Source organism: Legionella nagasakiensis (genome assembly GCF_900639915.1).
Classification (GTDB): Bacteria; Pseudomonadota; Gammaproteobacteria; order Legionellales; family Legionellaceae; genus Legionella_A; species Legionella_A nagasakiensis.
Window position 1 is genome coordinate 80,357 of record NZ_CAAAID010000008.1, and the last position, 13,012, is coordinate 93,368.

Sequence of the window (13,012 nt, forward strand, 5' to 3'; positions counted from 1 at the left end):
CATATAACGTTGACATGACGAAAAATTATGTTAAAATGTAAACTTAATGTTCAAAATTAATACTAAAATACATGGCTTATTTAATTCCTGCAATAAACTATACAACTCCGTCTGTTTTTTCTTGTGGCGCAATTCATCCTTGTTGTTGCTGTTAAAGATAACAAATTTATTTTTCCAATTGTTTGATGGTTATCAGTTATTATTTAAGGATTGCAAATGTGCGCACAACACTCAATTCAAAAAAGGAAGTTTTTATTTAGTACCCCTGTTTTGTATTTTTTGATGATCTTATTAGGTATTTTCAGTGGACTATCTGATATCGGCTTGTTAAAAAATTTGGGTCTTTTTATTGCAGATGTGTTTATTAAAATTTTCAAATGCATTAGTCTGCCGATTATCGCACTATCAATCATTGTTACTTTATCCGGTTATCGAACGGATGGAATGATGAAAAGCATTTGGCGTCGAACCATGTGTTATACGCTAGGTACGACATTAATTGCCGCTGCGGTTAGTTGCTTATTGTATGTATTGATTCATCCAGCAATGACGGGTGTTGTTTCTCATTCTGTTTCCCTGCCAACAAGCCAGGTCAATTATTTTCAGCATGTTGCCAATCTTATTCCTTCTACTATTTTTTCACCATTTCTTGAACATCAAGTCTTAAGTGTCTTGTTTTTAGGAATTGTTATTGGTATTGCCATACGATTTATTCCAGATGCCGAAGCAAGACAAACAATTACGCAGTTTTTTCGTGGCGCGCATGGGTTATTTATGGTGATAACTCGATGGATAATTGCGATTATTCCTCTTGGGCTATATGGTTTTATCACGACATCCGTTGTGCAATTACGTGGCGGTACTCCCATCAAAGGCATAGGAGAATATCTATTAATTATTGTGCTGGCCAACTTAATTCAAGGCTTTGTCGTTTTACCTCTTTGGCTAAAATCACATGGTATCAAACCCTTTGTTGCCATGCGCGGCATGCTTCCGGCATTATCCTTGGCTTTTTTCTCTAAATCATCGGTAGGCAGTTTACCAGTGACCATGGATACCGTCGAAAAATCATTAAATGTAAAACCGGAAATCAGCCGTTTTGTATTGCCTCTATGCACGAGCATTAATATGAACGGGTGTGCAGCATTTATTTTTGTTACCGTTATTTATCTGATGCAAAATAATGGTATGGATATATCACTCGCTTCGATGGTATTGTGGGTTGTGGTTGCTACGGTGGCAGCCATTGGTAATGCTGGCGTGCCTATGGGTTGTTTTTTCCTCAGTGCAAGTTTGCTTGCCAGCATGAATGTACCAATTACTCTGATGGGAATTATTTTACCTTTTTATAGCTTGATTGACATGTTGGAAACCTCTCTTAATGTGTGGTCTGATTCTTGTGTGGCTAAGGTGGTGGATGAGAAACATAAGGCAATGGCGATGGGCGAAGTGCAAGAGGGAACACCGATGCAAGTTGCTTCTTGAACATTGGATAACTTCCCCTTTTTAAAGCGCTGTGTTGTTAATACGCCCTAATTTCTCTCTTTTAGTAAAGAAGACGGCTTATACATCTTGATTACACTAAGAGTTCTTTGCAGATTAAATAATATATCTCAGAAAGCGTTGTTAAATCGGCAAGAGCAACGTTTTCATTGATTTGATGTATGGTTTTATTAACTGGCCCAAGCTCAATGACTTCTACCCCATAGGGTGAAATAAAACGACCATCCGAAGTGCCGCCACTGGTTGATAACTCTGGTTCTTGACCGGTTCGTGAGCGGATGGCCTTTATACAGGTTTCCAATAGACGACCTTGTGAGGTTAAAAAAGGCTCACCGTTTAATCGCCATTCAATAGAGGGTTGAATGCTGTAATGTTTAAAACACGCTTCCACAGCCTGTTTTAATGTATCGGCATTTTGTTCCGTTGAATAACGGAAATTAAATTGCAGAATAAGTTCACCAGGAATAATATTACTGGCTTGTCCGCCGGACTGAATATGGGTGACTTGTAATGAGGTAGGGGGGAAAAAATCATTTCCTTTATCCCATTCAGTGGATACTAATTCCGTTAAAACGGGGCTTAATCGGTGAATGGGATTTTCGGCCAGATGCGGATAAGCGACATGACCTTGTTTGCCATGCAGCGTTACTTTGGCGGTTAATGAACCGCGGCGGCCAATTTTGATAACATCTCCAATCTGCTTGCTGCTCGATGGCTCCCCCACAATGCAATAGTTCGGATGAATGCCTTGTTGCTGTAATTGTGACATTACATAAGGCGTGCCTAAGTCAAAATAGTCCCCTTCTTCTCCGCTGGTTATAAGAAAGGCAAGCCGGCCAGAAAAGGTGGGGTGTGCTTTCACAAATCGAGAGGCAGCGATAAGCATGCAAGCAAGACTGCCTTTCATGTCAGCGGTACCACGACCATATAAAAAACCATCACGCTGATGCAACACAAATGGATCGTGCAACCATTTTGCCGGATTCCCGCATGGCACAACGTCTGTATGCCCGGCAAACATCAATAAGGGTCCACTATTGCCAATGACAGCAAAGAAATTAGCAACAGGAGAATTGTCAAATTTCTGACAATGAAAACCAGCCGCTTGCAAATAGCGAATCATGAAACCCTGACAGCCTTCGTCTTGGGGTGAAACGGATGGATAGTGAACCAGGGAGGCCAATAGTTCTTGAATGGCGTTCATGTTTTAATATCTCTTAATAACTCATTAATACTGACTTTAGCACGTGTTTTTTCATCCACTTGTTTAACGATAACTGCGCAATATAAGCTATGGCTTCCATCTTTACTGGGCAAGTTGCCTGGCACAACCACCGAACCGGCAGGAATCCGGCCGTAACTGATATTTCCGGTGAGACGATTGTATATTTTCGTACTTTGTCCTAGGAAAACGCCCATAGAAAGAACCGAACCGCGTTCGACAATGACGCCTTCCACGACTTCAGAACGTGCACCAATAAAACAATCGTCCTCAATGATGGTGGGATTTGCTTGCAAAGGTTCTAATACGCCTCCAATCCCCACGCCACCGGATAAGTGAACGTTTTTGCCGATTTGTGCGCAAGAGCCGACGGTTGCCCATGTATCAACCATCACATTCTCATCAACATAAGCACCAATGTTGACGTAAGAGGGCATGAGTACGCTATTTTTCCCAATAAATGCACCACGACGAACCATGGCATGCGGGACAATTCTTACTCCAAGCTTATTATATTCTTCAGTGCTTAATTTATTAAATTTAAGAGAAATTTTATCATAAAATTGACAGAAACCTGATTCAATGATTTGATTTGGATAGAGTCTGAAAGACAAAAGCACGGCTTTTTTTATCCATTGATGAACAGCCCATTCTTGATCTATTTTTTCGGCAACGCGCAAATGTCCAGTATCGAGGCCGTTTAAGACTTCTTCAATGGCATTGATAAGTTCAGGAGAAGTTGTGGCTTTTGAGAGTTGTTGCCGTTGTTCGAAGTAGTATTCAATGATTTGTTGTAATGATGACATCTTTTGACCTTCATGGCGGTAAAGATGCAAGTATAACCGTATATGAGCCAACTTTTAAATGGAGCGAAGTTACGAAAAACCGTCAATTTTAACGTTAATAAAGAAACTTTACTGCATCAAAATTTCTTTTTGCTTTAACCTTAGCGATTTTTGTAAGTTCTGTTGATATAAGAAGTTTGCACAGAAGATAAGAGGGGGTATACTGCAAGGATTATAAGTATAAGGTTTTATAATGCAGTTGTTAATTACTGGAAGTGCAGGATTTATTGGTTATCACTTGGCTCAAGAGCGTTTACAGCAAGGGGACCTTGTTGTTGGTATTGATAACCTGAATGATTATTATGACGTTCGTCTGAAGCTGGCGCGCTTAGAGCAATTACAGCAATATGAACAGTTTATTTTTTATGAAGCAGATATTAGTGAGCAAAGAAAAGTCGATGAAATTTTTGCGAACCATCGGCCACAACGGGTTGTTAATTTGGCAGCCCAGGCAGGCGTTCGTTATTCTCTGAAAAATCCACATGCTTATGTTCAGTCCAACGTCGTTGGTTTTACCAATGTCATCGAAGCTTGCCGTCATCATCAGGTTGAACATCTTGTGTATGCATCAACCAGTTCTGTCTATGGTGCTAATAGTAAGCAGCCTTATTCGGAAAGTGATGGGACAAATCATCCGTTGGCTATTTACGCGGCGACTAAAAAAGCGAATGAATTGATCGCACATTCTTATGCCCACTTGTATCAATTACCAACCACAGGACTTCGTTTTTTTACGGTATATGGGCCATGGGGAAGACCCGATATGGCGTTTTTTTCATTTACTCGCGATATTCTTGCCGGTCATCCAATTAAAATTTATAACCATGGCCATATGCAGCGTGATTTTACATACATTGATGATATTGTGGCTGGTATTTCTTTAGCGATTAATAATCCGGCGACGTCTGATCCAAGTTGGTCGGCTGAAATACCTGATCCGGCAAGCAGTCATGCGCCGTATCGAATTTATAATATTGGTCATGGAAATCCTGTAAATTTAATGGATTATATTCATGCAATTGAATTAGCAACTGGGAAAGAGGCTATTAAAGAATTCCTGCCTATGCAAGATGGCGATGTATTGGCAACGCATGCAGATACAGCGAAACTAGAACGAGATTTGGGATATTTGGCGAAAATCGATATTAAGGAAGGCATTGCACGTTTTGTAAAATGGTATTTGGATTTTTATCACTAAACAGGAGAGGTTTTACATGAAGTTAACAACACTATTTGTTTCTATGGCATTTGCAAATGGCAGTGTATTTGCAAGCAATGTTGAAATTGTGGGGACTATCCATCAGCCAATCCAACCTGCTCAGATTCGTAGTCATTCAGGTTCAGAAGAAGTGACCTTATTAAAAATTAAGTTGTCCAATGAGGCATTGCAAGTCATTCATAATCGCGCACAAAATCAAAGCAAGCATCATGACTATCTTCTTTCCTCATCGAAGTACCCACCTAGAATTCAGTTAGGGATGAATGACGTTCCCGTCTTAAATCAAGGAAATCATGGTTCCTGTGTTACCTTTGCCAATACAGCAGCGGTTGATGCGGCGTTGGGTAAGGGTGATTATGTGAGTCAATTATGTCAATTGCAATTAGGTCGTCATCTTGAATACAACGCCTATGGGCGCAGTGGTTGGAATGGTTCTTATGGCGCGAATGTATTAAATCAAATGGTGTTATTTGGCATTGTTAATAAAGAGCAGCAAAGAGCCTATGGTTGCGGTGGTTTAACGGAATATCCTCTTTTGGATGCTGATCCAGAAACAGAAATGTCTTTATCCGATTATCATAAAATTAGTGAACCGCTGCCAAGAGAGCAGATTACGTGGTCGCCGATTCTTGATGTTGACTCTGCCACGAGAGATAGAACAGATACAAACAAAACGCTTGAACATATTAAGAAAGCCCTCAATGCAGGTGATCGAGTGACTTTTGGTTCTTTACTGATTGACGTTGAGTTAGGAACAGCAGGTGCTGTGGGTAAATATCATGCAAATAATGATACTTGGGTGTTAACTACAGAAATTGCACGTGATGTCTATTTAAGTGATAGTGTGGCAGGGCATGAAATGGTTATTACTGGTTATGATGACGATGCCATTGCCATCGATGAAGAAGGACGTGAATACCGAGGTTTACTCACTTTGCGAAATTCATGGGGAGAAAAGCGAGGTAATCATGGCGACTTTTACATGTCTTATGATTATTTCAGAACGTTTGTATTGGAAGCGCAGCGGATTAGAGATCTAAAGAAAGATTGGATCGATTTGTGAGCAAATGTCTCTTTACGCAAATTAAACTTATTCCTCCCTTTCATTAAAGGGAGGTTGGTATTTTTTAGGAAAGAGAAAAATCAAGTCAAAGCATAGGCAAGGTCAGCCTTAAGATCTTCTATATATTCAATACCAACTGACAGACGGATGAAGCCGTCTTCAATTCCTAATAATTTACGTTTTTCAGCGGGTATGGAAGCATGAGTCATGATGGCTGGATGCTCGATTAGGCTTTCGACTCCACCTAAACTTTCCGCTAAAGTGAATAATTCACATCTGGATAAGAAGTGCTTTGCACGCTCAAGACCTCCATCAATGACCATAGAAATCATACCACCAAACGCATGCATTTGCTCTTTAGCCAGAAGGTGTTGTGGATGACTTGCAAGACCCGGGTAGATTACTGTTTGAATGCCTGGATGGCTCTCTAACCACTGAGCTAAAGCCATGGCATTTTCGCAATGCCTTTGCATGCGCAGCGACAGTGTTTTTAAACTTCTGAGGACCAAAAAACTATCAAATGGTGCCGCTATTCCACCGCAGGAATTCTGGAGAAAGGCCAATTTTTCAGCCAGTTCCGGATTATCTCCTACGATAATGACGCCACTAATAACATCTGAATGACCATTTAAATATTTTGTCGCAGAATGCAATACCAAATCATAACCCAATTCTAATGGTCGTTGAATCCAGGGGGTGGCAAAGGTATTGTCAACCACGCTAATAAGATTATGGCGTTTGGCAATGGCTGCAATTTTGCGTAGATCAGCAAGCTTAAGCATGGGATTTGAAGGGGTTTCCAGCCAGATCATTCGAGTTTGTGGGCAAATGGCTTGCTCAATATATTCTGGATGACGCATGTCTACAAAAGAAAAAGAAAGATTGGATGTACGGGTTTTTACTTTATCGAATAGACGATAGGTGCCTCCGTAGAGATCATCCATTGCAATGACATGATCACCTGCATCAAGTAGATCAATCACCGTATTAATGGCCGCCATGCCAGAGGCAAAAGCAAATCCTCTGAAACCTGATTCAAGACTAGCGATACAGGCTTCATAAGCAGTACGAGTCGGGTTTTGTGTGCGTGAATATTCATATCCCTGATGGACCCCTGGCGAAGTTTGTCTGTAAGTTGATGTTGCGTAAATTGGTGTCATGACTGCACCTGTGTTGGGATCTGGTTCTTGACCGGCATGAATTGCACGTGTATCAAAGTGTTTGTTGTCCATAAAAACTCCATTCTGAGATCTATTATCATTCAAGATGTTTAAAAATAGTATAAAATTAAATCAAGTATATTTGTTTTTAATCACTAAAGTGTGACTGCTCGTGCACCTTTAATAGTTAAAGAATATCATTCTAGGGAGGGATGAATGGGTAAGCAAGAAATCAATTTTGAAAAAGTTGCAGCCATTGCTGCACGTATAAAAAAGCAAGGGAAAGAGCCTTCATTAATAAACATTTGTGAAGAGATGGGGTTATTGTCAATTCTTTCGGAAGTCGCTTCTTTGCTAGAACAATGGTATGACAAATCGGAACTGAAACAAGGACACGATGAATCATTGAGTGAACGTTTGTCGATTAATTCACTGTTCCCAGTAAACACGCCTGAACTTGAACATTCCTTATTGCTGTTGTGTACTTTTTTTGAATCAACAGTCAATAGCATAGAAACCAATCGATGCACAACAAATCAAATGCAAATAGAACATGCTTTAAAACACGCCTTGCAAAATTCTGAATTTTATCTTGTTTATCAGCCGCTGATTGACATAAAAAAACATTGCTTAATCGGCTTTGAAGCGTTACTGCGCTGGGACAATCCAGTTCTTGGGAATATTTCTCCATTAAATTTTATTCCTGTTGCAGAAAAAAATGGTTTGATTATCGATATTGGTGAATGGGTGCTTGAGGAAGCTTGTATGCAAATCATGCATTGGCATAAACAAGGCTTTACTGATTTAACCGTGGCCGTAAACATTTCAGGTCGACAGTTACACCAACCGAGTTTCCCACAGTTGATTGATCATATGTTGCAAAAAACAGGACTGTCACCAAAATATCTTGAATTGGAGTTGACAGAAAGTTTGTTTATCAAAAATATTGCTCAGGCAGTTAAGGTCATGCATCAGTTTAAAGAGATTGGACTTAAGCTTGCGATAGATGATTTTGGCACAGGTTATTCTAGCTTGGCTTATTTAAAGCAATTTCCTCTTGATAAATTAAAAATTGATAAATCGTTTATTCATGATTTAGCGAGTGATGTACATGACGCAGCAATTGTTAAAGCCGTGATTAATCTCGGACACAAACTTAATTTACAGGTTCTGGCAGAAGGTGTGGAGAATGAACGTCAAAAAAGTTTTATTATCAAACATGGCTGTGATTTTGCGCAAGGATTTTATTTTAAGTCACCGACCAGACCAGAAGCACTAAACGATTATTTAAACAATAGTAACGTCTAAAAGTTTCTTTGCATACCAATCTGATGGCAAGTGGGGTATGATGAGAGTGTTCTCCAAGATCTTTATATCGGGATGAGCAGTTACGAGCTTGTTAACAAATTCCAAAGGAAAAATAGGTGTTCTCAGAAATAAAAGCAGTTTTATTGAAACCTGAGGTGCCCAAATTATTAGCGATTGGTTTTATCGTATTGATTGCGTGGCAAATAATAGTCGGTATTAGGCCTGTTATCTTCCCTAAAGACTCCACGAGTTTTCAGATGATAGCACCTCAAATAAAACGTGGTGAAGTCAACCAAGACTCGTTAGCAAACCGGTTAAATACGCCTTTTTTTGGTGAATACGTTCCTGCTAATTTAAACGATGCTGACATTAAACAGTCGATGTTAAATCTTAATGTGGTTGGTATTATTTTTGCTGAAAACGAGCAGGATTCAAAGGTAATTATCAGTACAGCAAGTGGTAAGGAGCAAGTGTATCATATAGGAGATTCTTTACCAGGCGGCGTTGTGATTAAACGGATTACACCTCAGGGAGTTTTAGTCAGTCATCATGGAACAATTGAAAGTTTAAGTTTACCTAAAAATGAATTAATCTTTGAACCACCTGCTAAGCCGCTAATAAAGGAATAGAGTGTATGTTTCCTAGATCCCGGATTTTTATTTTTATCAGTTTTGTGTTTTTGTTAAATGGTTGTACGGTGACTCAACTTAATTTGCAAGAAGGAATTAAAAGTTTTCAAGTTCAGGATTACCGCCAGGCATTTATACGACTAAAACCAGAAGCCGAAAAAGGACAGCCAGATGCCCAGTACGCTGTTGGGTATATGTATTATTATGGACAAGGTGTTGTTGAAGATAGGAAAAAGGCGATTTATTGGATTAGGTGTGCTGCCAATGCCGGCCAGCCAGATGCGATTGCCGCCTTGAAAATATTAAGCCAAGCAAAATAATTCTAAATATATTTACATATTAGAGCCAAGTATATTGCCAACTGCAATATCATCTAAGCGTTTAAATGCCGCTACTAATGACCTGGGATAAAAAATATTGTCATGCTCACTCCCACAAAAAATCATCACCATTTTTCGCCTCATGCACATGGTTGTCAACAGGTTCTGCAAATGATCAACTAATTTTACAAATTGGTTTTTATAGACTAGATGTTAATTATGTCATCAGAGAATTATTGAATGTGCTATGGTGCTTTCTAGGCAAGATGTTCGTGCAGAATTGGAAGTTACAGCTGAAGCTACTTCATCTCGTATTCCTAAACCAAAAGCTATTTTAATTGCAGTAAGTGATGGTTTTGGTGGTTATGGAGATTTTTTATTTGCCTTAAAATTATCGGAGCAATTAAGAAAGCAGTATGCTGATGCTGGTGCAACCGTACCGCCTGTTTATCTGGTTACTCAGCCAAGTGGACAACAAAAAATTCGCTCTCTCAAGGGTGATGTTGAATTTGGCGTGGATGTTTTAACACCAGATGAATTGCGAGTAAAAGTAGACACAAAAGAAATTGAAGTGGGCACGCTCATCGAAGCGCCCGTTTTTCAGGCTGAGTTGATGGAAAGAATTGATGGCGCCTTAGAGAATACGGACGGTCGAGTACCACTTATTATGATACCAGAATATGGCTATAATAGTGAATCAAACAGGGCGGGAATTGCTTTTCATCGCCGCTATCGTCAACGGCAGTGTTCTCACCTTGAATACGCTAGTACCATTTATTCAGGATTTAAAGAAGACGCTGCCGAGTGTGGAATCTTGCTTAGTGACGCCTTGGTTCATCCTGCGCCTCCTGAAGAATTGGTAAGCCAATTAGATGAAAAGGTTCGTAGACCTCTTTTATGCGCCGTAGACATTGCTCGCTATCAGGAAACAACTGAACTGTGTATGCAATACAGTCATGATACTTATACCTCTGGTAAAAAACCAGCTGCCCATTTTCTGCAAATTCATCGTGAATTCTGTAAAACCAGCGACAAAAACCAAGACGTTGTGATGGTGGGTAAAAGCCAGGCTGATAAACGCGCTGCTTTGGAAAGCATTAAAGACAAACTTATTGCCGATGGGTTTAAACGCATTAGCTTTTATAATTCAGAGAGCGGTGCAGAAGAGGTTTTGTATGATGCCGGAGAAGGCGGCAAAGCCTATCGGGTTATTTATGCCAGTGGTATGTCACATACCTCTATGATTGCTTGTAATGCTTTATCTGGTCCTTTAACGGGTGCTACTGGAGACCAATCTTTTGGTGAAGCATTAAGTAGCGGTAAAATGATGGTGTATGAATGTCTCAGCCATAAGCAAACCCTAATACAAAATTATGATGCAGCAATACGGGAAGCATCTAGAAATGACCCAGATATTGATGAAACATTGCGCCTTTTACGCGAGGCAACCACAGAGGCTGAGTATCAACGTTTAGGTGAACAGTTGCGTTCTTCTGCAATCCAGGAAAAATTTCAACGGCTTAATAGAGACGTCTTAGAAAAATTTGATTTTGTATCACAGGTGGTTCGTGCAAATTACCACTGTGAGGTAATTCGTCTTTTAAAAGCAGGAGAGCAAAAGAAGGCGCTGGATATTATGATGGCTCATGAGAGCCTCATAAACATGGATGATGAATTTGCAGGAAAACCCCTTTGGCAACATGCCAAAGACTATGATCAAGAAGGTGTTTTTGTTCACTACTATTATCAATCAGAAGTTGTCCGCTTTTTACAATCCGGGCAAGAAAAGGAAGCGTTTGAGTTGATTGTTAAACATAACATAGGCATGTCCAGTGAATTTAAAGGAAAATCCCTGCACCAATATGTCATAGATGATTATCCACGTGGTCTTATTGTTCAGCATCTTAAACGGCAGGAGTTTCTCTGGCATGTTTCAGTTAAGCAATTTGATAAGGCATTAACACTATTAGAAGAATTTAAATTTGACCCTTTTTTCAAGCTTGGGAAAAAAACATTATTAGCTAAGCTTTTAACGGCTGGAGCATATGAAATTACAGATCGCATGATACTAGAGGTTAAAACGGCAGAGGAACAGCAGAAATTATGTGCGGTACTGCAAAGCAAAAGTCATAATGGTGAAACTTATCTTGCAAAACTCAGGCGCGAGCATCCAGTGGTTGATTACCCTGCTACGGGGCAAGCAAGCTTTTTATCTACTTTAAATCAGCTTGCTAAATACCATCCAAAACCAGGAACAAAAAGGGCAGAAATGCATCAGTCATTTCAAGAGCTTGTTAAAACTTTTACTGATTTATCCACTTATGATGATAAAGCGTTTATTGGTCTTTTGTTGCTTAATAAAAAAAATATTGCTTCAGAATATGGATGGCTTTCACCGAGGAAAGGAGTTTTCTTTGGCAGTCGGCTTTATTCAATCTGCGAGGATGCACTGAAAGATTTGGGCGTTGATCTGCGGCATATTACACCAGAACAAGAACAGGAATACTATCAGGCATTAGCGAATGTCATCCATAAAAAGCCGGAGTATCTTGCTAATGACTATATTTTGCAATCGTTAAGCGAGCAAGCGGGAATTGAAGGACTTCCCAGGGTTGAACCTTTAGTTTCTGAGACAGCAGCAAGGAAAATATTGGCAGAAAGCCCTAGAAAAGATGATCCCACAATTTTGCGTACTAGTACAGGATTTTATAAATTAAATCCTGAGCCACTTGGTGCAGGTAATTGGGGTAGTGTGTATGCTGGTCGGCATTATTCTCTTGTTGATGATAAAATTGTCATTAGCGAGCCAGTTGCAGTCAAAAAAACAAGCATTGAGAATGCCCTCAGCCTAGATAAAGAACATCAAAATTTTAGAGCAGCTTATCCAGATGGTCATTTTGAGCGCTTTGAAAAGGGGCGTTATAGTTATTTGGCGATGCCACTCATTCCAGGCGTGCAATTGGATAAGTACTTAAGTTCTCATCAGGGATTAACACGTCATGAAAGATTGTGTATGGCCAAAGATCTTTTGGCAAATTTAAAGAGCGTTCATGACGGAGGTATTACTCATAATGATTTAAAATTACCTAACATATTATTTGATCCTGTCGAGAAGAAAATGCGTATTATTGATTTTGGCTGTGCTGAAACTCATGGTACTCATATGAAATATGAGAATATTTATACTTCTATTTTTGCGTTTGAAATGCCTCCTGAATATTTGAGAGGTACAATTTCACAGCCACAGTTAGATGTATTTGCCGTGACCTCTATTGTCGCCGAAATATTGGGTCTTGATAAAAATGAATTGGTTAAAACTAGAATGTTAAAAGTATTTGAAACGCTCGATGATCCAATATTGCGGCGGGATATGCAAATCGCTTTTGAAAGAGCAAAAAATTTAGGCGATGCGTTTTTCACATCACCATTATCGAATCACCATTCTAATCCTAATTTAGAATTATTTGTTGCACAGTATGTTTCACAACCTTATGATTTTTCACCTTATCAAGATCAGCTTGGGGATGACATCATTGACTTATTAAATGGCATGCAGGCGCAAAATCCGGATGAGCGACCATCGTTGACTCATTGTCTTGCACAACTGGAGCATGCAATTGCTTCATCACCAGCGCCTATTTTGCAGGAAGGTGATGAACTTGATTATCGAGCTGAAATGGAGAGAATGCATCGTGAGGATGAGTTGCGCTATGAAGATGTTGGATTATCTGCTCGTCATTAAG

10 protein-coding genes are annotated in these 13,012 nt (G+C 39.7%); 7 read left to right on the forward strand and 3 right to left on the reverse strand.

Annotation, left to right across the window (positions count from 1 at the left end; all coding sequences use genetic code 11):
* Positions 1 to 216 precede the first annotated feature (216 nt).
* The gene (locus tag E1O52_RS08235; RefSeq protein WP_133128233.1) at positions 217 to 1,485 is read left to right on the forward strand and encodes a dicarboxylate/amino acid:cation symporter; all 1,269 of its coding nucleotides are present in this window, start codon (positions 217 to 219) and stop codon (positions 1,483 to 1,485) included.
* Between the two features lie 91 nt (positions 1,486 to 1,576).
* Here the strand turns inward: E1O52_RS08235 and dapE are convergent, their stop codons facing one another.
* Entirely contained in the window at positions 1,577 to 2,707 is a 1,131-nt protein-coding gene (gene dapE, locus E1O52_RS08240; protein ID WP_133128234.1) for a succinyl-diaminopimelate desuccinylase, read from the reverse strand.
* Complete coding sequence (dapD, locus tag E1O52_RS08245) at positions 2,704 to 3,531, reverse strand: 2,3,4,5-tetrahydropyridine-2,6-dicarboxylate N-succinyltransferase (RefSeq protein WP_133128235.1); 828 nt, start codon at positions 3,529 to 3,531, stop codon at positions 2,704 to 2,706. The genes dapE and dapD overlap by 4 nt, the downstream gene beginning before the upstream one ends.
* 232 nt (positions 3,532 to 3,763) lie before the next feature.
* Between dapD and E1O52_RS08250 the strand changes: the two genes are divergently transcribed.
* Both E1O52_RS08250 and E1O52_RS08255 read left to right on the forward strand, forming a co-directional pair.
* Positions 3,764 to 4,768, forward strand: coding sequence for an NAD-dependent epimerase (locus tag E1O52_RS08250; RefSeq protein WP_133128236.1), 1,005 nt, complete (start codon positions 3,764 to 3,766; stop codon positions 4,766 to 4,768).
* 16 nt (positions 4,769 to 4,784) lie between these two features.
* Positions 4,785 to 5,852 carry a C1 family peptidase gene (locus tag E1O52_RS08255; RefSeq protein WP_133128237.1) on the forward strand — a complete coding sequence of 356 codons (1,068 nt, stop codon included), beginning with the start codon at positions 4,785 to 4,787 and terminating at the stop codon, positions 5,850 to 5,852.
* 80 nt (positions 5,853 to 5,932) lie between these two features.
* Here the strand turns inward: E1O52_RS08255 and E1O52_RS08260 are convergent, their stop codons facing one another.
* A complete protein-coding gene (locus E1O52_RS08260) occupies positions 5,933 to 7,084 on the reverse strand; it encodes a trans-sulfuration enzyme family protein (RefSeq protein WP_133128238.1) in 1,152 nt (383 codons plus the stop codon).
* A 144-nt stretch (positions 7,085 to 7,228) separates the two neighbouring features.
* Here E1O52_RS08260 and E1O52_RS08265 point away from each other — a divergent pair, with 144 nt between their 5' ends.
* The 4 genes from E1O52_RS08265 (at position 7,229) to E1O52_RS08280 (ending at position 13,011) form a co-directional block, all read left to right on the forward strand.
* The gene (locus tag E1O52_RS08265; RefSeq protein WP_133128239.1) at positions 7,229 to 8,320 is read left to right on the forward strand and encodes a putative bifunctional diguanylate cyclase/phosphodiesterase; all 1,092 of its coding nucleotides are present in this window, start codon (positions 7,229 to 7,231) and stop codon (positions 8,318 to 8,320) included.
* A 116-nt stretch (positions 8,321 to 8,436) separates the two neighbouring features.
* Positions 8,437 to 8,949 carry a type II secretion system protein N gene (locus E1O52_RS08270; RefSeq protein ID WP_242602206.1) on the forward strand — a complete coding sequence of 171 codons (513 nt, stop codon included), beginning with the start codon at positions 8,437 to 8,439 and terminating at the stop codon, positions 8,947 to 8,949.
* Positions 8,950 to 8,954: 5 nt separating this feature from the next.
* Positions 8,955 to 9,269, forward strand: a complete 315-nt coding sequence (locus tag E1O52_RS08275; protein WP_133128240.1) for a tetratricopeptide repeat protein — start codon at positions 8,955 to 8,957, stop codon at positions 9,267 to 9,269.
* A gap of 247 nt (positions 9,270 to 9,516) precedes the next feature.
* A complete protein-coding gene (locus E1O52_RS08280; RefSeq protein WP_133128241.1) occupies positions 9,517 to 13,011 on the forward strand; it encodes a protein kinase domain-containing protein in 3,495 nt (1,164 codons plus the stop codon).
* Position 13,012: the final 1 nt, after the last annotated feature.

Bases quoted from the DNA above. Each gene is read 5' to 3' on its own strand.
- E1O52_RS08235 (WP_133128233.1), top strand. From the start codon at position 217: ATGTGCGCACAACACTCAATTCAAAAAAGGAAGTTTTTATTTAGTACC.
- dapE (WP_133128234.1), bottom strand. From the start codon at position 2,707: ATGAACGCCATTCAAGAACTATTGGCCTCCCTGGTTCACTATCCATCC.
- dapD (WP_133128235.1), bottom strand. From the start codon at position 3,531: ATGTCATCATTACAACAAATCATTGAATACTACTTCGAACAACGGCAA.
- E1O52_RS08250 (WP_133128236.1), top strand. From the start codon at position 3,764: ATGCAGTTGTTAATTACTGGAAGTGCAGGATTTATTGGTTATCACTTG.
- E1O52_RS08255 (WP_133128237.1), top strand. From the start codon at position 4,785: ATGAAGTTAACAACACTATTTGTTTCTATGGCATTTGCAAATGGCAGT.
- E1O52_RS08260 (WP_133128238.1), bottom strand. From the start codon at position 7,084: ATGGACAACAAACACTTTGATACACGTGCAATTCATGCCGGTCAAGAA.
- E1O52_RS08265 (WP_133128239.1), top strand. From the start codon at position 7,229: ATGGGTAAGCAAGAAATCAATTTTGAAAAAGTTGCAGCCATTGCTGCA.
- E1O52_RS08275 (WP_133128240.1), top strand. From the start codon at position 8,955: ATGTTTCCTAGATCCCGGATTTTTATTTTTATCAGTTTTGTGTTTTTG.
- E1O52_RS08280 (WP_133128241.1), top strand. From the start codon at position 9,517: ATGGTGCTTTCTAGGCAAGATGTTCGTGCAGAATTGGAAGTTACAGCT.